Raw genomic sequence first — 17010 nt, 5'->3', positions numbered from 1 at the left:
TGCCAAAAAAACGTAGTTTTGCGCGGCAGCCCTATTATGATTTGGGTTCCGGGTGCTCTGTGGAGGAATTATGCGACCGTAGAATTATGTCCGCGATCACTACTACTGTTTGTGGAGACGCTAAGCTGAGCCAGTCCAGCACCCTCATGCCATAGCCGCCTGGTGTAACCTGTGCGGTAACTAGAGCGCTATCCAGCAGCCTCTTATTCATTACAATCTCGTCTCGCCGATTTTTAGGTTGGGTCGGCATGCTTTGCAGCACCTCTTTTTCCGTGTCAAACGGCCCTAAATACTTAACTAATTCCACTTCGGTTCCTTCTATCTGCTCGGGTTCGTAATATCTGCCACAGCACGTGTAGGTTCCTTTCTCTGACTAAATTTCTTTGTCGCAGAAGCCGATTGACCATATCGCTCTACATTCGGGGCAGATCCACCCCAGGTCATGGAAAAGGACACGGGTGTCACAGCGAAGACATACTGTTGCATCTTGGGAAGCGTGTACAAAGTTCATTGGCTTTCCCTTTGCGGTCGATTCGGGCTCAGACCGGCGTGACGTCGAGATACTGCGACCGCTTGGCGAGTCATTCCGAGTCGTACACTGATCGCCCCGTCATCGAGTCCAGCCCTCACCAGTCGCGCAACAGAGGACCCGGTGGCGTTTTTCACGACGCCGCTGAGTTGATCTGCAATAAGGTGGGCGACGGTGATGTTTTCCCGCTCAGCCACAGCAGCAAGCTGAAAAATCAGCTTCGGATCAAGATCAAGATCAATTCTCATCAGTCCCTACCCGCCTCTCATCTATCGCGTCTAGCCACGCAGACGCCAGAGCCATCACATCAACCAACTCGGCCCGCAGAGCTGACGAATCGACCTCGGGTCGGTGTAGCTCGGTCGCTATCTCGCCTATCTCCTCCACAAGGATTGATAGCCAGCGCGGATCATTGAGCGGGAGCGCATCGACGGACTCTTCCCCGTGCTTTTTATGTGCGGCAGCACGCGCACGACTGACCTCATCCCACAGGCGTGTGTCCTTAAGTTCAGCCCGTAACTCATCCACTAGATCGATCAGCGCCGGGACAGCAGACCGCGCCGCAATAATAAAGGCAGTATCAGCGGCGTTTATAATCCCGCCGTCCTCGGGATCATAATTTCCTGCTACCTCAGGCTCAATGTCATGATCGCTAGTCCCCTCATGCTCATGAAACTCGGTGCCATCTGGGTCACATCGGCGTTCGATGAGCGGTTTGTCGAAATTTTGACAGAGGAGATTTTTGCTCTCTACCCGGCAGGAGACGCGCACCGGTCGGCGGAACCATGGCCCCGGAGTAGCTGCATCCGACAATGCCCGCAGTTCCCCGATGTTGACGTGATCACCCATCGATCCGTACTCCCTCAGGCTCTCCATCATGAAACTTTCTCAGAGGTTCTGACGAAGCGTTTACGACGCATAGCCTGAGCGAGGTGCTCCCTGGCGTCCGCTGTGAGGAAAGGACCATCTAATCGCTCAAGAACTGAGCGAGGAACGGTAATCAGTGTCCTGGTGGAAAGCGACAGAATGATTCGGCTTTTATCACGCCCCACCACAATAAATCCAGAACCAGCACCAATCACCATGGGTACGGATAGAAGCAGTCCTACTAGACCGAGCAGGACTGACAAAATAACTGTCACGCATAGCGAACAGGCCACGCCGAGATACACTGCAAGGGTTGCGGTTCGGAGGGGCGCCATAAAGGTCACAAGGAGTTGTGATCCGGGGGCATAATTACGTGTCACGTTCCTGCTCCAATCGTTTCGTGTCCGTCGAGGTCTCGGCTTTGACCGTGTTCAGAGAAATTTCTAGTTTGCGCTGCCAGTGAGCAAGGTTTCTGAGGATGATGTCTTGGTCTTGCGTGCGAGGCCCTACAACGGGGAGAATAAGGTTTTCAGCAAGACGGGTGTAGCGGATGACCATTGAAATGGGGTTATCAGCGGAAAATCTTATGTTTGTCATAAAAGTTTTTCTTCATTTTTGGTTGAGTAGGAATCTTATGCTTTGAGCCGCAGATCGATGCTGATGTTGCTCTTGCTCAAGACCGTCGGGCCACCGATCAGTGAGGCGATCAATGGCATCGATATGTCTTTGCGTGAAAACAAAAAGACGTGAACTAAGTCGTTTGTGCGGCCACACTTCCCCGCCTTCTCCGTGAATACGACTCAGCACAAAACTTGAGGACGTGCGGAAATGCGTGGCTACCTCTTTAACGGTGAAGTGTTGTTCACCGATAGTGGTTTCGTCCTCTTTCCGAACCAGATTTTCTAACATTTCAGACATCTCGGCTAAGTCCTGTCATAAGGTTGACCCCGAAAAGCTCCTCAATAAGAAGCAACTCGCGTACCGTGAATTGCGCAGGATGTTTAATGCGCCGGGTGAGGGTTTGATAAGGAATTCCGGTTTTCTCTGAAAGCCACTTCAATGATCGGTCATTCCGCTCCAGGGATACCTTTATTTCTTCACTGATACGCATTTCTCGAATTACCATATGGGTACTCTAGTTTACCATTTGGGAATTTGCAAGCCAGAAAAACGTCCGCTTGGGCAATTGAAAAACCTGTTTGGATATTTAGTAAACCCAATTGGGTGTACAGATGAAGAATAAAGGTTCATTCGGTAAACTCAAGGCACCATATGGGTATACTCATTTTCATGCCCTCAGAAGACATTGACACTAAAGTGCTCGCAATAAATTCCCAACTTAAAGCCGAAATGGCTAAACGTGGTGACAACCTGAAGGCAGTGGCTAAGCGTGCAGGACTCAGCTATCCTGCAATACGTCGCTATGTTGCTGGGGAGCGCGAAATGCCAATCAGGGTTTTCCTAAGCCTTTGTGCTGCAATCGGTGTAGACCCAGACGATGTACTTACTCGGGCGACCGAAGAGCAATAGCAAGTCGGCGCTTTATGCTCACATTGTCACGTGCCGCACTAATAAGGAGGTCACGCATGGTAGGGCATCCCATAGCATCCTCAAACTTCAGATCGCGCAACCCACGTGAACACATGCATTTTTTTCCAGTATTTCCACAGAGAGATTTACTTTCGGGAACTACAATGTTTTCCATTTTTTTCCTTTGTAAAGCACTTGGAAAGATACTTTCAGATGCGAAAAGATATGTCAAGAAACATAAAGATGCATAAAGTTACAAAAAGGCACGTTCTGTTATGGGATGTGCTATTTTTGATTTTATGACAATCGAAGCCCGAGGACGGTCTCTTCTTTACTTCATTCTTAAGCAGAAACGGGCACATATGGGTCTTTCGCGCCCACAGTTTGCGGAGATCGTGAATGTTGAGCCGATCACCCTCGGTAGATACGAGCGCGATGAAGTCAACATCTCGGAGATATCGAAGGGGAAAATCGAATCTGGCCTGGGATGGTCACCAGGAACCGTAGACCGCCTTATCGACGACGATCCTCCCGCAGATTTTATAGTCAGACATGGGTCTAAACATGCCATTGAGGAATTTGCCTCTATGCTTATCGGCTCACCGATAAAATCGGCAGAGCCTGTAGCGGATATTCGACAACACATCAACGATCTCGAAGCAGCCGTTGCAAACTGCGAACAACTGGTTCAATCACTAGAAACCGCAAGAAGTGCGGCTAAAAGATTAGCTAAGTCTTTACGGGGCGATCTTTCACGAAAATCCCTTTCTGAAACCGAGGACTACCTGTGAGTGTAAATGACCCCTGGGGAATGATAATTTTCTTTCTCGGCCTTGCTCTCATCGCAGTGGCAATTCTCCGCCTGCTATACGCTTCAAATTTACGCATTCGAATGGTTTTTCTCGGCTTCATGAGCTTCGGGGCCTGTCTCGTGGTTAACTCTGCGGAACTCTACCCAGCCTTTGATAGTGCACTGGGAGGTGGTAACCGGGCATATCTTGTTGTGCAGCTTTCCTTCCTCCTCGGGCTCTTTGCATTCAGGGGAGCGGTCACAACCGAGGCTCGAGTTCAAACCATGAATCGCGATCTCATAATCCTTGGTGCGACAGCGGCCGCAATTATCATATTCTGGCTGCTTGCAGTAACCCCCGAGACTTCTCACCGCGTGGAAATGTATCGCACACAATGGGCGGTAATCGGATACACCCAAGCGCTGAACGTTTACGCAATTTATGCCACAGCTGAAGTGGTTCGATATGTTACACCAGCACTGAAACAGACACCAAATCTCTTGAAGCGTGGGTCGTTGATTCTACTGGCAACTGGCTTTCTAAGTGGGGGCATAGCATCAGTCATTCGCATTTCAGGTACTATTTTTGAGGCCACTGGGACAGTCACCTATGCCACCTTCAGTAAAATTGATGGTGCACTTGTAATTACAACGCTTTTCATGATCCTGCTAGCAGGTGCTGGATTAGTACTTACGGCCGCAACGGCAGATAAAAGAGAAAATGTTCATATTAGCTAGTCTGATGCTGATGGGTGCCGCAGCTTCTATAGCATTTGGAAACCTCTCACTTGGATTATCTTTACTGGCATTCTCACTGAGCCTTTTAGTGAACTCCAAAAAGCTTTACTCTCGCATTGATCGAGTCTTGGGTTGCGGTAATCGGGCATACTTTATTGTGCAAATCGCTTTCCTTCTTGGAATGTTTTTACTTAAAGCAACTTTTTTCCCGCTAAATTTCCTTGATATCTTTTTGGCCCTGTCTGCTACCGCCCTCATTGGTACTTTCTTTCTTGCGTCAGAAACCCCAAAAACAGCGTGGCGCGTTGAGCCGTATCGCAAGCAGTGGGCAGTAATTGGGTATACACAAACGCTGAACATTTACGCTGCTCTTATAGCAGCTACAACCATTTATCGTATGCTGGCACATGCTCCCACCGCCGGGGAAATTGTTCTTTGCGTGGGCTTGGCTATCGGCATCTTTACAGTAATCGTCAGATGCCTTTTTGAAGTCGTGCTCCACAATAGACCCCCACTATTTCGAGCGTTTGACAAACTCCTTATTCCTGCCACGATGCTTCCAATTGCAGCTGGAGCCGTCATTATCGTTGTAGAAAAATTATTCTAGCGCAGTAAGGACTTCCCTGTTCGTGGAAAGAACGTTTTGGCTTTGGGCACGACTGTCGGATGTTTCTCCGAGCTACACCGGTATCTACCGTCCCATTATCTCTGCCATAGCATCGGCCGCCCGCCGCTGAGCTTGGGGCATAAAATGACCATACTTTTTGGCCGTAAAATCAGTAGATCGATGCCCGACCCTTCGCGAAACCTCGAAAAGCGGCACACCTGCACTCAGTAGCCATGAGATGTGTGTGTGTCGCAGGTCATGAGGCGTGGGGCTCTTCCGAAGCCTTCTAGTCTCGTCTTTATGACTCCTGGCAGCGAATACAGCCTTTTTCCAACATTGCTTTGAGAACGCTTGATTATCGACTGGTCGCCCATTGGGGCGTTGAAATATATAATCCCCACTGCCGAGCTTATTTTCCTTAATGTGCTGCACGATTATTTGAGTCAGCGTGGCTTCCAAAGAGACGGTGCGGCGGGATTGGTATTTAGGTGATCCGATGTAGGGCTGACGGTCGCGATCTGTTTTCCATGCTTTTGAAATCCGGACGGTGGCCACCTCTGCATCAAGGGTAAAATCGTCAACCGACAGCGCCGAAGCCTCGCCAAACCGCGCCCCCGTGCCGATCAAAAATTCATACATAGGAACCCAGCGCTCGGGAATGTGTTCAAGAATGAGCCTATATTCATCGAGGGTGAGAAACATTTCAGCGTCGCCCGCCTCATCATCCACTGGCATGGCTATACCGAGGCAAGGGTTCGTCTCGATAATCTTTTGACGAACCCCTGTTTTAAAAACACTTGAGAGGAAACCGTGGACGTTGGCTATGGTCTTTGGGGACATCCCTTTCTCCTGCATGTATCGTACCCACCTCACGATATCGTCATGCACAATGGATGCGGCACGGATTCCCGCAAAATGCTTACTGATGTGGTTTTTGACGTATGCTTCGTAGTCGCGGATAGTGGATCCCTGTGGACGGAGAAGCGCCCCCACATGCTCTTGCGCCAGCTCATCAACCATAGGTCCGGAAACTTTGCTCTGGGCGATCAAGCGCGTCACGCGGTTGATGTCATGGTCATGAGCTTCGAGCAGCGTCTTCATAGTAATGGCTGAGTCTTTGGCGTTGAGGGTTACGCTCTTCGGTACCCTGTCACCCTTGACACGCCAAATCACATCAAAACGGCTTTCCCCGCTCTTAAGGAACCGCTGTTTGATAGAAGCCATAAGAGAATGGTAGATTTTATCCTACCATTTTGCAATTCTATCCTACCACCGGCTTTAAGATCGTTGATTTTCCGGGGCTAAATGGGCGGAGACGGAGGGATTTGAACCCTCGGTCCCCTTGCGAGGACTCCACCTTAGCAGGGTGGTGCACTAGGCCTGACTATGCGACGTCTCCACACGTTCAATAGAACGCACAACGACTATCATAACCAATCCCCTACCTCTTCTCGAATTGAAAGAGCACTTTCGGGAGAAAAAGTTCGATACTGCACAGGTAGGGCGCACTACCGCCCTGTTGTGCAGGTAACTTCTTTAGCGCTCTGACCACGCAGATTGTCAATGACCTCAGTGCCAGGGTTGGGGCTAGCGGACGGGTTAGCTGTCTCCCCGGGCTGCGACGCTACCGGAGCGTTTGCCTGGGTCTCGGGGGCTGCGGGCTGCTCGGCAGGAATGCTATTGGGGTCAACCTGGGTTGCCGGTCCTGTTTGCCCAGCCTGCACGGCCGTACCACTCTGAATCGCCTCAAAGAGAAGGGTTGCGGTGGTGTAGTCTGGCACAACTTTATTAGCGTTGTATGGGTGAGTTATCACCGGGAACTGGTAGAAGTTGATGTCATTGAGGTCGATGTCTTTCACCGTTTCACCGATTGAAAGAATCGTGGGAAGAGTGAGCGAGGTTGAGGTGCTCGTGTTTTCAATGGTGGCTTTTGCTAGGGAGTAAAGACGAACCGGGTTGGTCAGCACCTCTTCGCTCTTAACCTTTTTAACCAGGTTAGACATAAACTGCTGCTGGTTACTGATTCGGCCGAGGTCCCCGCCATCACCTACGCCGTAGCGTGAGCGAAGAAATTGCAGGGCCTCCACGCCCTCAAGGGTGTGCTCCCCCGCGCTGAGTTGCAAACCCGACATCGGGTCGTTGATAGGGGTAGAAACACACACGTTAACCCCGCCCACAGCTTCTGACACGGCAATTGTCCCGTTAAAATCGATGGTCACCGCGTGATCGATCTGCACCTTGGTAAGTTCCTGAATAGTAAGGGCTACGCAGGCAAGCCCACCATATTGGAGAGCGGAGTTAAGCGGTTGCTCACTCATCGCCGGATAATAGTTAAGCTCACCCGTGTCGCTCGGACACGAGGGTATGGGCAGCATCAGGTCTCGAGGAAAGCTTGTCACGCTGGCTTTTGTGTGGTCAGCAGAGATAGTGAGGAGCATGTTTACATCGTTGAGCTCGCCGGTTTCCCCATCGTCAAGCTGTTGTCCCGCACGGCTGTCGGTTCCCACAAGAAGAATGGATACCGCACCATCAAGCGCGCCCGCCTCAACGACATCGGTATTTCCATGATCAAGGGTCCCGGCAACAAGCTGAACGTCACTCTTACGACTGCTGGTCAGATCCCAAAAAGCGTAGGCACCCACCGAGGCTCCACTGACCAGCACAACGGCCAGACCCGTAGCCGTCAGCTTGAGGAGGTTGCGCCAACTCGCTGAGCGTTTCAGGCGTCCGTGTCTCACAGAAGGGCGTACGTTATCTTCTGGTGCACGCTTATGAGAAGCCAACATCCACACCACCAAATCTAAGTTCTCGGCAATAATCCATAAATTCTTGAGGTATACCCGAGTATCTGTGGAGATAGCCTCAGCAGGCTGGTCACCCACAGAACATCACGGAGACCTCGTTCCAGTGTAGTGAAAGAGTCGAGAAAAGGCTGAGAATCTTTGCACTTTGTGAGGAGTCAATCAGTAACCGATGCGGGATCGAGCACGTTTTATCGCACCTGCCGGGAGATCCAGATTTATCTACACTGGGCATTCACACCCTACTGTTATTCACAGCCACCTTCTCGATCCGGACCCTGATGGCAAGCAACCCCTCCACAACAGATCAGTCGTGAGTGTACGAGAACAAAAGTAATAAAGGCAAAGACGCCTTGATGCCCTCTTTGAGGGCAAAAATCTTGATGAGTTTATCTTGCTCCTCACCGCTAGCCCCTCCATGCGTCCTGCACAGACCTGGCACTGCATCTTAACGGGGGCTCGGCGGCGGGTCACACGAGCTTCCAAGGACTACCCTAAGCGAAGCAAAACCACCGAAAAGTCGCATCCCGCGGACAAGAGCAAGGAACCCGAACGAAGATCACAAGCCTCATCGCTCACATATTCGAGAGGTAGCGATAAGACTCAAAAATGGCGGAGGGCGTGGGATTCGAACCCACGAGACGTTTCCGCCCACTAGTTTTCAAGACTAGCTCCTTCGGCCGCTCGGACAGCCCTCCGAGAAAGAGCATAACGTAAAAATGGGTGGCGCGTGTTTTGTCCACCCTCGCGACGCACAACTAAGGCGTATTTACTCAGTTGTGAGCGAGCGGAGCAGCTGTGCCAGCCCGTCGTCTTCGATCGAGGGGATAACGTGTGATGCGGCGGCCTTCACCTCGTCGGGTGCCTGACCCATTGCGGCCCCAATCCCGCGTCGGCTGGACCACTCGAGCATCTCAACATCATTGCGACCATCGCCTGCAGAGACCAGGACGTCATCGGGAAATCCAAGCAGGTCGGCAACCCGCCTCAGGGCGGTGGCCTTGTTAACCCCGTCGGGAGAGATGTCGAGCCAGGCCGTCCACCCGATAGAGTAGCTCACCCGGTGCAGGCCCATTTCCTCAACGATTGCCAGAAATTCTTCTATCGCGTGATCGGGTGAGATCACCACCACGCGGGTGGCCTGCGTCGCGAGCAGTCCGTCAAAGGACACCCTCTCACCGGAACCGTTAAAGACACCCTCGGGGAAGTTATCGGTGTAGCGATAAAATCCGGTTTCGTCCTCCACCGCGTAGTGGGCATTTGCCAAATAGGGGCGAATCTGGGTGAGGACGGCGCGCGGATCAAATGTTTCCACAAACTCGCGCCGATACCCGCCCGGATGTGCCGGGTCGCGCTGCAGCGTAATGGCACCGTTGACGCACACCACATACTCGGGTTCAAGGTCGAGCCTGCGCATTATCGGGAGGGTGTCGGCCACCGAGCGGCCCGTTGCGATTGTTATCGTGTGTCCAGCCGCAGCCACCTCCGCGATTGAGTCGTGTACGGCCTGCGATATATTTCCGCTCTCGTCGAGTATTGTTCCATCAATGTCAAGAGCAATAAACTTTTGCCCAGCGATAGACGGGGTAACGGGTGTTATCTCAGAATCCATAATCGTTAGTTCTCCGGGGTCATGAGTTCACGGCCCCCCAGATACGGGCGCAGCGCGTCGGGCACCACCACCGAACCGTCGGCTCGCTGATGGGTCTCAAGGAGAGCAACCAGCCAGCGCGTAGTAGCGAGCGTTCCATTCAGGGTGGCAACCGGCGTGGTTTTCCCTCCCTCGGCGCGGAAACGGGTGCCCAGGCGTCGGGACTGAAAAGTGGTGCAATTGCTGGTAGAGGTGAGCTCACGATAGGCACCCTGCGTGGGAATCCAGGCTTCAATATCGAACTTGCGGGCGGCACTCGAACCCAGGTCACCGGCGGCCACATCGATCACGCGATAGCTCAGGCCCAGATCCTGCAACATACCCTCCTGCCAGGCCACGAGACGATCATGCTCGGCCTCCGCCTGGTCGGGCGTGGTGTAGACAAACATTTCAAGCTTGTTAAACTGGTGCACCCGGATAATTCCCCGGGTATCTTTACCATAGGAGCCCGCCTCCTTACGGTAACAGGTGGACCAGCCCGCGTAGCGCAGGGGGCCGTCTGCCAGGTCGAGAATCTCGTCGGAGTGGTATCCGGCGAGCGCAACCTCGCTGGTTCCCGTGAGGTAGAGGTCGTCGTCGCGAAGCCGATACACCTCGCTAGCGTGCTCACCCAGAAAACCCGTGCCGTCCATTACCTCGGGCTTCACCAGGGTGGGGGTAATGAGGGGGATAAAACCGGCCTCAAGCGCACGGTCGAGACCCAGGTTCATGAGGGCAATCTCAAGTCTGGCACCGATACCGCGCAAAAAGTAAAAACGCGATCCGCTCACCTTGGTGCCACGAGGCATATCGATGGCACCCAGTAGCTCACCCAATTCGAGGTGGTCGCGCGGAACAAAATCAAAATCGGGGTGCTCACCGTACTCGCGGAGGGTCACAAAGTTTTCTTCCCCGCCCGAGGGAACCCCCTCAATAACGGGATTATCAATGCCTCGAACCAGCGTGGTGAAAGCGGTCTCCGCCTCAGATACCCTCTGGTTTGCCTCACGCACTCGGGCGGCCAGGTCTTGAGCCTCCGCCACTAGGGCCTTTTTTTGCTCGGGCGCCGCCTGAGCAACCGTCTTGCCAAACGCGTTCTGCTCTGCCCGCAGGGTCTCGTACTCGGTGATGGCCTCGCGCCGAACAGAATCCGCGTGAAGCGCCTCATCGACAAGGGACTCCGATGCTCCGCGAGCGCGCTGTGAAAGCTTGATGACGTCGGGATTTTCGCGGAGCAGTACTGGATCGATCATCCTGCCAGTCTAGTGCGTGGTATACGTAATCCCCGCTGATAACGTAGCGTATTTATCATGGTAGAAACCCCTATTGATACTCCCGAGTTGTCCTTTTCCCGCGTTGCGGTGATTTATCATCCGCGAAAAACCGGGGTGCAGGCGCTTAAAAGGGCTGTGTTAGCACAACAGCACGGGCCGGAGCCGTCAGAAACGCTGTGGTATGAAACGAGCATTGCGGAGTCGGGGAAAGATCACGCACTTGCGGCGCTTGAGGCCGGGGCAGATCTTGTTATTGCGTCCGGCGGGGACGGCACGGTTCGCTCGATTGCGGAGGGACTGCGAGGTAGTGGGGTTCCTCTCGGTATTGTTCCCCAGGGAACGGGGAACATTCTTGCCCGCAACCTCGGTATTGAATTGCGCCACATAAACGATGCCGTAGCAACAGTCTTTACGGGAAAAACCCGCTCGATCGATCTGGGAGTCGTCAACATCGTCCGCAAGAGCGGCTATCAGGACGAGCATGTTTTTCTGGTTTTGGCGGGGTTGGGGATCGACGCCAAAGCCATTCAGCTTACCCAATCGGGATTGAAAAAAAGGGTGGGGTGGCTGGCCTACGTGGAGGGGGGAGTCCGCGCCCTCATCGTGCAAAAACCGATTAAAATCCGCTACCAGATTGATTCCTCCGCGAAGAGCAGCATGTCTGTCTACAGCGTCATGATTGGCAATTGTGGACTGATGCCCGGTGGCGTCCTTTTAATCCCCAACGCGAAGCCCGATGATGGGATTCTTGACCTGGTTGCGCTGCGCCCACGCAGCATATTCTCGTGGTTTAATATCGGGCGCATCATCGGTTGGGAAAACGGCGTGCTGCGCAGAACCAAGACGGGTCGCAGGATCATTGATCTCACCAATGATGCCAAGGAAGTGTCCTATTTCACCGGGCGCACTTTTGAGGTTACCCTTGACCGCCCCGAGGCGGTGCAACTCGACGGGGACGAGTTTGGTGAGGCCGTAGCCGCGCACGGTTTTGTTGATCCGGGGGCGCTACTGGTTCGGGTGCCCTGACCGTGATGTCCACGGGGTTGTGAACGCGGCCCGAGACTGAGGTGGCTAGTCGGCGGGGGGTTTCCCCGCGATCACGTCGCGCAACCAGTCTCGAGCATCCGTGAATGCCTCGTTGCTGTAACGTGGCCCCGGGGAACTCACAATCCCGTCGGCACGGGGGTATGAACCGAGGAAGATAACATGCGGGCTGAAGCGCTTGATACCGAGCAGGGCGTCCGCAACGCGTTCATCGCGAATATGGCCGTCAATGTCGAGCACAAAGCGGTAGCGTCCCAGGGCATCCCCGATCGGACGCGATTGGATAAGGCCCAGGTTCACACCCCGAGTGGAGAAATTATCGAGGAGGGAGTTGAGCGAACCTGCCTCATCCTCGGGCAGTTCGGCGATCAGGCTGGTCTTATCCGACCCCGTCGGCTCGGAGGCGGGCATTCTTTGACCCACCAGGATAAAGCGGGTAACGGCCCGATCGTTATCGCCGATGTTCTGCGCCAAAAGCTCCACATCGTAGTGCTGGACGATGGCGGGCGGGGCGATTGCGGCATCCGCGATTGAACCGTTAAAGAGGGTAGCAGCGGCGGCCACGTTTGAGCTTGCGGGAATGTGCTCGTGGTCGGGCAGGTGCGTGTTAATCCAGCGCTGACACTGTCCGTAGGCAACCGGGTGAGCGTTAATAATCTTAACCCGATCGAGTGTTGTTCCCCGGCGGGCAACAAGCACGAAGTTCACGTTTACCAGGTACTCGCCCATGATCTGAAGGCCGGGAGTGGTGGCGAGAGCGTCCTGCGTGACGGAGACTCCGCCCTCGACCGAATTTTCAATCGCGATCATTGCGGCCGTGCTACGACCGGTCACCACGTCTTGCAGCGCCTCCCCCACGTTGTTCACCGAGCGCCATACCTGCCCCTGGGCCTCGGGAACCTGAGCGAGCGCCGCCTCGGTAAACGTCCCCGACGGACCCAGATAACTGTAGGTGCGGGAGGCCTCAGGAAGATTTGTGTCGTTTACCATGCTTCGAGCATAACGAATATTGCCCCGCCCACAATTCGTTTTGTGGCTTCTGTGAGGCTGGCCTCGCCCGTTCCCTCGCGGAGTTCCAGGGGCACGTTCCATCGGCAACGCTCCGCAACCCTCAGGAATTTCATCGCGAATTCATAAAAATTGGGCAACACAGATGCATCTCACGAGAGTCACTGGCACACTGGGGGTATGCATGAACGCGCCGGAACCACAGCTGCAGCAACCGATCTAATCGACGTTGAGGCGTTACTCGCCTCCTACCACAGCCTCACCCCCGACCCTTCACAGGCCGCACAACGTGTGGTTTTTGGTACATCTGGACATCGCGGCACGTCGCTCAACGGCTCGTTTAACGAAACACACATCCTCGCCATCACGCAGGCCATAGTGGAGCACCGGGCAAACCAGGGCATTACCGGGCCGCTGTTCATCGGCAGAGACACCCACGCCCTCAGCCGCCCCGCCGAGCAAAGCGCGCTAGAGGTTCTCACGGCTAACGGCGTCGATATACTCGCAAGCGCCGACGATGAATATGTTCCCACGCCCGCGCTCAGCCACGCTATCCTGACCCATAATCGTAACCGCACACACGATCTCGCCGACGGCATTATCATTACCCCCAGCCACAACCCACCTCAAGACGGCGGCTTTAAATACAATCCGCCACACGGGGGGCCGGCCGATAGTGACGTCACCGCGTGGATTGCGGCACGCGCCAACGCCCTCATTGAGAACGGGCTTGTGGACGTAAAGCGCGAGGCCCCCCTGAGCGTTGGCCGCTACGATTTTCTTGAAAACTATGTGGGAGACCTCGAGAGCGTTATCAACATTGATGCGATCCGACGGGCGGGTGTCCGAATTGGTGCCGACCCGCTGGGTGGGGCATCCGTGTCCTATTGGGCGGCCATTGCAGAGCGTTACGATCTGAATCTCACGGTGCTCGGACCCGGAGTTGACCCGCAGTGGGCCTTCATGTCGCTGGATTGGGACGGCAAGATCCGTATGGATCCCTCCTCCCCCAGCGCGATGGCCTCGGTTCTTACGCACCGCAATGATTATGACATCATCACCGGCAATGATGCCGACGCGGATCGACACGGCATTGTGACGCCCGACGGCGGTCTCATGAACCCTAACCACTATTTAGCCGTGTGTATCGATTACCTGTACCGCAATCGAGAGTCGTGGCCGAGCGACTCTGCCGTGGGTAAAACCCTGGTTTCATCAAGCATGATCGATCGGGTCGCCGACACCCTGGAACGCAAGCTTCTTGAGGTGCCGGTTGGTTTTAAATGGTTTGTTACCGGGCTTCTTGACGGTTCGTTGGCGTTTGGTGGGGAGGAGAGCGCAGGGGCCAGTTTCCTGCGTGCGGACGGCTCGGTGTGGACCACGGACAAAGACGGCATTATCCTCGCCCTGCTCGCAGCTGAGATCGTTGCCGTCACGGGTAAAACCCCCACAATGCTGTATCGGGAACTCACCGAGAAGTTTGGTAACCCGGTGTATGAACGGGTCGATGCCGCAGCCACCCCGGAACAGAAGGCTGCCCTAGGCAGACTTGAGGGCTCCGCAATAATGGCAACCACCCTTGCGGGTTCGCCCATTACCGCTGTGCTGAGCGAGGCCCCGGGTAACGGTGCTGCCGTAGGCGGAGTGAAGGTCACCACGGAGCGGGCCTGGTTTGCCGCGCGCCCGTCAGGAACCGAAGACGTATATAAAATCTACGCGGAGTCTTTTGCGGGTGCCGAGCACCTGCGTGAGGTTCAGGTGGAAGCCCAAAAGATTGTGGATGCTGCGTTGCATTCCCGGTAACCGCGCGCTCCTCCACAGACAGCTGGTTACCCACAGCGTGTAATATCACGTCATTTTTGTAGCTTTTATCCACCGGGGTACATACCATATTGGTCAAGTGGGCCGTACAGCCCCGCAGAGCGAAAGGTTTTACGGTGAGTTCCACAACACCCACGTCCACCCCACCCCGGAGCAGTTTATCCTCACGCCTACCCGCCTGGACAAAGTCATTTGGTGTTCAAATCACGGTGGCCCTTGTGCTTGGAGTAATCGCGGGTATCATCGCCCGCGAGATTGGACCGGATGCCGAAGACAACCCCAACGGACTGGCCGCCACCCTGTCCACCCTCGGGACCAGCTACGTCTCCCTGCTCCGAGCAGCGGTTGTTCCGCTTATCTTCACCGCCATCGTATCGAGCATCAGTAATCTGCGGCGTGTCACCAACGCGGCGCGCCTAGCCGGGCAGACCATCCTGTGGTTTGCGATCACAGCGCTCATCGCGGTGACAATCGGCATTATTCTGGGTGTGGTTATCCAGCCCGGGGATCGTGCGGATCACGGGGCTCTGGTCGGGGGCGACCCCTCTTCGGTGGGCTCCTGGTGGGGCTTCCTCACGGGACTTATTCCCGCAAACTTCGTGGGTGCAACGGTCAACACCGCGGTGACGGTTACGGGCGATACCGCCACCGCCAGCTCAACGGTGGGCTTTAACGTTCTGCAGGTTATTGTTGTGGCCGTTGCCGTGGGAATTGCCGCCCTTAAAGTGGGCGAAAAGGCCGCGCCCTTCCTGCGCCTCAACGAGTCAGCCCTCGTGGTGATTCAGAAGGTGCTGTGGTGGATCATCAGAATTGCACCCATTGGCACTTTTGCTCTCATCGGCAACGCCGTGAACACCTACGGCTGGACCACCATCGGCTCCCTCGCCTGGTTTGTCGCCGCCGTATACATCGGCCTGGCGCTCGTGCTCTTTGTGGTCTACCCCGTGATCATCCGTAGCAATAAGCTCTCGATCAAGCAGTACTTTAGTGGCGTGTGGCCCGCCGTGCAGCTCGGTTTTGTGAGCAGGTCTTCGATCGGTACTCTGCCTCTCACGCAGCGCATCACCGAGCGCAACCTGGGGGTTCCTCGCGAGTATTCCTCGTTTGCCGTCCCCCTGGGGGCAACCACAAAGATGGATGGCTGCGCGGCTATCTACCCCGCCATTGCGGCCATATTTGTGGCCCAGTTCTACGGCATCGAACTCAGCATTGTGCAGTACCTTCTGATTGTGCTGGTCTCGGTGGTGGGTTCCGCCGCGACCGCAGGAACAACCGGTGCAATCGTGATGCTCACCCTCACCCTCACCACGGTGGGGTTGCCGCTCGAGGGTGTTGGTCTGCTGCTGGCAGTGGACGCAATTCTTGACATGGGACGCACCGCGGTCAACGTCGCGGGCCAGGCACTCATACCCACGATTGTGGCTAAACGCGAGGGCATCCTCGATGAGGAGCTATACAACGCGCCCCGCCGAGGCAATCCTTTTAGCGACGACCTGTCTCCAGAAAGTTCAGAGATTTCCCAATCAGTCACCCAATAGGCTCGCGGTCGCGATACTGCACTCGACATCGGTACCATTTGATGCCTGTAGAGAAACTATAGTGCCATCTACCGTAATCGTGCACTGAGCAATCTCACCATTTTCACTAGACGCATACAGAAAAATTTCACTATCAATTGGCCACGAGGAGCGTGTGTCAAGAACCCAGGGAAGCTCACCGTAAACTTCCGCCATAGCACCATCACCATCCGTATAGTCGCGATAAGCAAGTCGCGCTTCGCCAACACCCGTTACCTCATAGCGCACACTTAAATCTACAGTTTCTACGGGCTGCGGAGCCTCCTCCTCTACCTGCGATTCGTCGCCCCAAGAACTCGAATCTATGTCAGATCCATAGGAGCTCGCGGACACGAACATAGAGATCCACAGCACCACAACGCTCAGGGGAGCAATGGTGGACAAACCCAGCCCAATAACCGCCGTTCTTTTTTTATACTCCCTCATCATAAGCCCAACGATGCCGCACGCGAGCCCAGCTACTCCCAAAAGCACCGAATATGGAGCGGCTTGAAAAGCCACAGTCCCAAAGGCCATCCCCAAATCATTAGTTGAACCGGGAAAGCACCCTGATGGGCACAAAGTCAGAACGATGGGAAAGAAAAATACCAGTGACGCAGCGCCAAACGTAATTGCTAAAGCACCCGGAATGTTTCTATTCGGTGATCGTCCAGCTTTCTCTTCTGTGTCAGTCAACACCACTCCTCCTTAGAGCAAGTAATTTTCCAAATAAAAAATATTTGTTTTCCTTAATTATAATACTTCTAAGCAATAGCCTTTGGGGTGGCCCAAGAAACGCTATAGCAATGGGGATC

At 54.5% G+C, this 17010-nt stretch carries 19 protein-coding genes and 2 tRNA genes; 6 read left to right on the top strand and 15 right to left on the bottom strand.

Annotation, left to right across the window (positions count from 1 at the left end; translation table 11 throughout):
- Nucleotides 1–507: 507 nt before the first annotated feature.
- Genes FrondiHNR_RS01130 through FrondiHNR_RS01105 form a run of 6 tightly spaced genes read right to left on the bottom strand, consistent with a single transcriptional unit; the run spans nt 508 to nt 2522 of the window.
- The gene (locus FrondiHNR_RS01130; protein WP_279353422.1) at nt 508–777 is read right to left on the bottom strand and encodes a hypothetical protein; all 270 of its coding nucleotides are present in this window, start codon (nt 775–777) and stop codon (nt 508–510) included.
- Nucleotides 767–1408 (bottom strand): hypothetical protein, encoded by a 642-nt coding sequence (locus FrondiHNR_RS01125; RefSeq protein WP_279353421.1) that lies wholly within the window; start codon nt 1406–1408, stop codon nt 767–769. The genes FrondiHNR_RS01130 and FrondiHNR_RS01125 overlap by 11 nt, the downstream gene beginning before the upstream one ends.
- A complete protein-coding gene (locus FrondiHNR_RS01120) occupies nt 1405–1776 on the bottom strand; it encodes a hypothetical protein (RefSeq protein WP_279353420.1) in 372 nt (123 codons plus the stop codon). The genes FrondiHNR_RS01125 and FrondiHNR_RS01120 overlap by 4 nt, the downstream gene beginning before the upstream one ends.
- The gene (locus tag FrondiHNR_RS01115) at nt 1766–1993 is read right to left on the bottom strand and encodes a hypothetical protein (protein ID WP_279353419.1); all 228 of its coding nucleotides are present in this window, start codon (nt 1991–1993) and stop codon (nt 1766–1768) included. The genes FrondiHNR_RS01120 and FrondiHNR_RS01115 overlap by 11 nt, the downstream gene beginning before the upstream one ends.
- 12 nt (nt 1994–2005) lie before the next feature.
- A complete protein-coding gene (locus FrondiHNR_RS01110; protein WP_279353418.1) occupies nt 2006–2314 on the bottom strand; it encodes a hypothetical protein in 309 nt (102 codons plus the stop codon).
- Nucleotides 2307–2522: a hypothetical protein gene (locus FrondiHNR_RS01105; protein WP_279353417.1), complete on the bottom strand. Its 216-nt coding sequence runs from the start codon at nt 2520–2522 to the stop codon at nt 2307–2309. The genes FrondiHNR_RS01110 and FrondiHNR_RS01105 overlap by 8 nt, the downstream gene beginning before the upstream one ends.
- Before the next feature lie 766 nt (nt 2523–3288).
- Between FrondiHNR_RS01105 and FrondiHNR_RS01100 the strand changes: the two genes are divergently transcribed.
- From FrondiHNR_RS01100 to FrondiHNR_RS01090, 3 genes are read left to right on the top strand one after another with little or no spacing between them, the layout of a single operon-like run.
- The gene (locus tag FrondiHNR_RS01100; protein ID WP_279353416.1) at nt 3289–3717 is read left to right on the top strand and encodes a hypothetical protein; all 429 of its coding nucleotides are present in this window, start codon (nt 3289–3291) and stop codon (nt 3715–3717) included.
- Nucleotides 3714–4454: a hypothetical protein gene (locus FrondiHNR_RS01095; RefSeq protein WP_279353415.1), complete on the top strand. Its 741-nt coding sequence runs from the start codon at nt 3714–3716 to the stop codon at nt 4452–4454. Before FrondiHNR_RS01100 ends, FrondiHNR_RS01095 begins: the two co-directional genes overlap by 4 nt.
- A gap of 10 nt (nt 4455–4464) precedes the next feature.
- Nucleotides 4465–5061, top strand: coding sequence for a hypothetical protein (locus tag FrondiHNR_RS01090; protein WP_279353414.1), 597 nt, complete (start codon nt 4465–4467; stop codon nt 5059–5061).
- A gap of 84 nt (nt 5062–5145) precedes the next feature.
- On the opposite strand, the gene FrondiHNR_RS01085 is transcribed toward FrondiHNR_RS01090, so the two are convergent.
- The 6 genes from FrondiHNR_RS01085 to serS all read right to left on the bottom strand — a co-directional run bounded on the left by FrondiHNR_RS01085 (nt 5146) and on the right by serS (nt 10745).
- Nucleotides 5146–6285 carry a site-specific integrase gene (locus FrondiHNR_RS01085; protein WP_279353413.1) on the bottom strand — a complete coding sequence of 380 codons (1140 nt, stop codon included), beginning with the start codon at nt 6283–6285 and terminating at the stop codon, nt 5146–5148.
- 86 nt (nt 6286–6371) lie between these two features.
- Nucleotides 6372–6460, bottom strand: a tRNA-Ser gene (locus FrondiHNR_RS01080).
- Nucleotides 6461–6569: 109 nt separating this feature from the next.
- Nucleotides 6570–7943: an LCP family protein gene (locus tag FrondiHNR_RS01075; protein WP_279353412.1), complete on the bottom strand. Its 1374-nt coding sequence runs from the start codon at nt 7941–7943 to the stop codon at nt 6570–6572.
- 529 nt (nt 7944–8472) lie between these two features.
- A tRNA-Ser gene (locus tag FrondiHNR_RS01070) sits at nt 8473–8560 on the bottom strand.
- A 71-nt stretch (nt 8561–8631) separates the two neighbouring features.
- The gene (locus tag FrondiHNR_RS01065) at nt 8632–9474 is read right to left on the bottom strand and encodes an HAD family hydrolase (RefSeq protein WP_279353411.1); all 843 of its coding nucleotides are present in this window, start codon (nt 9472–9474) and stop codon (nt 8632–8634) included.
- A 5-nt stretch (nt 9475–9479) separates the two neighbouring features.
- Nucleotides 9480–10745, bottom strand: a complete 1266-nt coding sequence (gene serS / locus FrondiHNR_RS01060) for a serine--tRNA ligase (protein ID WP_279353410.1) — start codon at nt 10743–10745, stop codon at nt 9480–9482.
- Nucleotides 10746–10802: 57 nt separating this feature from the next.
- Between serS and FrondiHNR_RS01055 the strand changes: the two genes are divergently transcribed.
- The gene (locus FrondiHNR_RS01055; protein WP_279353409.1) at nt 10803–11792 is read left to right on the top strand and encodes a diacylglycerol kinase family protein; all 990 of its coding nucleotides are present in this window, start codon (nt 10803–10805) and stop codon (nt 11790–11792) included.
- Nucleotides 11793–11837: 45 nt separating this feature from the next.
- On the opposite strand, the gene pheA is transcribed toward FrondiHNR_RS01055, so the two are convergent.
- Together pheA and FrondiHNR_RS01045 are read right to left on the bottom strand one after the other, a co-directional pair.
- Nucleotides 11838–12800: a prephenate dehydratase gene (gene pheA, locus FrondiHNR_RS01050; RefSeq protein WP_279353408.1), complete on the bottom strand. Its 963-nt coding sequence runs from the start codon at nt 12798–12800 to the stop codon at nt 11838–11840.
- Nucleotides 12794–12934: a hypothetical protein gene (locus FrondiHNR_RS01045; RefSeq protein WP_279353407.1), complete on the bottom strand. Its 141-nt coding sequence runs from the start codon at nt 12932–12934 to the stop codon at nt 12794–12796. The genes pheA and FrondiHNR_RS01045 overlap by 7 nt, the downstream gene beginning before the upstream one ends.
- Nucleotides 12935–12998: 64 nt before the next feature.
- Between FrondiHNR_RS01045 and pgm the strand changes: the two genes are divergently transcribed.
- Complete coding sequence (gene pgm / locus FrondiHNR_RS01040) at nt 12999–14621, top strand: phosphoglucomutase (alpha-D-glucose-1,6-bisphosphate-dependent) (protein WP_279353406.1); 1623 nt, start codon at nt 12999–13001, stop codon at nt 14619–14621.
- A gap of 221 nt (nt 14622–14842) precedes the next feature.
- Entirely contained in the window at nt 14843–16177 is a 1335-nt protein-coding gene (locus FrondiHNR_RS01035) for a dicarboxylate/amino acid:cation symporter (protein WP_347567135.1), read from the top strand.
- Here FrondiHNR_RS01035 and FrondiHNR_RS01030 read toward each other — a convergent pair.
- Complete coding sequence (locus tag FrondiHNR_RS01030; protein ID WP_279353404.1) at nt 16163–16732, bottom strand: hypothetical protein; 570 nt, start codon at nt 16730–16732, stop codon at nt 16163–16165. The two genes, FrondiHNR_RS01035 and FrondiHNR_RS01030, sit on opposite strands and share 15 nt — an antisense overlap.
- Nucleotides 16733–17010: the final 278 nt, after the last annotated feature.

Origin of the sequence: Lysinibacter sp. HNR, from assembly GCF_029760935.1 — a bacterium.
Lineage (GTDB): Bacteria > Actinomycetota > Actinomycetes > Actinomycetales > Microbacteriaceae > HNR.
This window is presented reverse-complemented; position numbering and strand designations above follow the sequence as displayed.

Bases quoted from the DNA above. Each gene is read 5' to 3' on its own strand.
- FrondiHNR_RS01105 (WP_279353417.1), bottom strand. From the start codon at position 2,522: ATGGTAATTCGAGAAATGCGTATCAGTGAAGAAATAAAGGTATCCCTG.
- pheA (WP_279353408.1), bottom strand. From the start codon at position 12,800: ATGGTAAACGACACAAATCTTCCTGAGGCCTCCCGCACCTACAGTTAT.
- FrondiHNR_RS01030 (WP_279353404.1), bottom strand. From the start codon at position 16,732: ATGGCCTTTGGGACTGTGGCTTTTCAAGCCGCTCCATATTCGGTGCTT.
- FrondiHNR_RS01045 (WP_279353407.1), bottom strand. From the start codon at position 12,934: ATGAAATTCCTGAGGGTTGCGGAGCGTTGCCGATGGAACGTGCCCCTG.
- FrondiHNR_RS01085 (WP_279353413.1), bottom strand. From the start codon at position 6,285: ATGGCTTCTATCAAACAGCGGTTCCTTAAGAGCGGGGAAAGCCGTTTT.
- pgm (WP_279353406.1), top strand. From the start codon at position 12,999: ATGCATGAACGCGCCGGAACCACAGCTGCAGCAACCGATCTAATCGAC.
- FrondiHNR_RS01130 (WP_279353422.1), bottom strand. From the start codon at position 777: ATGAGAATTGATCTTGATCTTGATCCGAAGCTGATTTTTCAGCTTGCT.
- FrondiHNR_RS01125 (WP_279353421.1), bottom strand. From the start codon at position 1,408: ATGATGGAGAGCCTGAGGGAGTACGGATCGATGGGTGATCACGTCAAC.
- FrondiHNR_RS01110 (WP_279353418.1), bottom strand. From the start codon at position 2,314: ATGTCTGAAATGTTAGAAAATCTGGTTCGGAAAGAGGACGAAACCACT.
- serS (WP_279353410.1), bottom strand. From the start codon at position 10,745: ATGATCGATCCAGTACTGCTCCGCGAAAATCCCGACGTCATCAAGCTT.
- FrondiHNR_RS01090 (WP_279353414.1), top strand. From the start codon at position 4,465: ATGGGTGCCGCAGCTTCTATAGCATTTGGAAACCTCTCACTTGGATTA.
- FrondiHNR_RS01065 (WP_279353411.1), bottom strand. From the start codon at position 9,474: ATGGATTCTGAGATAACACCCGTTACCCCGTCTATCGCTGGGCAAAAG.
- FrondiHNR_RS01100 (WP_279353416.1), top strand. From the start codon at position 3,289: ATGGGTCTTTCGCGCCCACAGTTTGCGGAGATCGTGAATGTTGAGCCG.
- FrondiHNR_RS01115 (WP_279353419.1), bottom strand. From the start codon at position 1,993: ATGACAAACATAAGATTTTCCGCTGATAACCCCATTTCAATGGTCATC.
- FrondiHNR_RS01055 (WP_279353409.1), top strand. From the start codon at position 10,803: ATGGTAGAAACCCCTATTGATACTCCCGAGTTGTCCTTTTCCCGCGTT.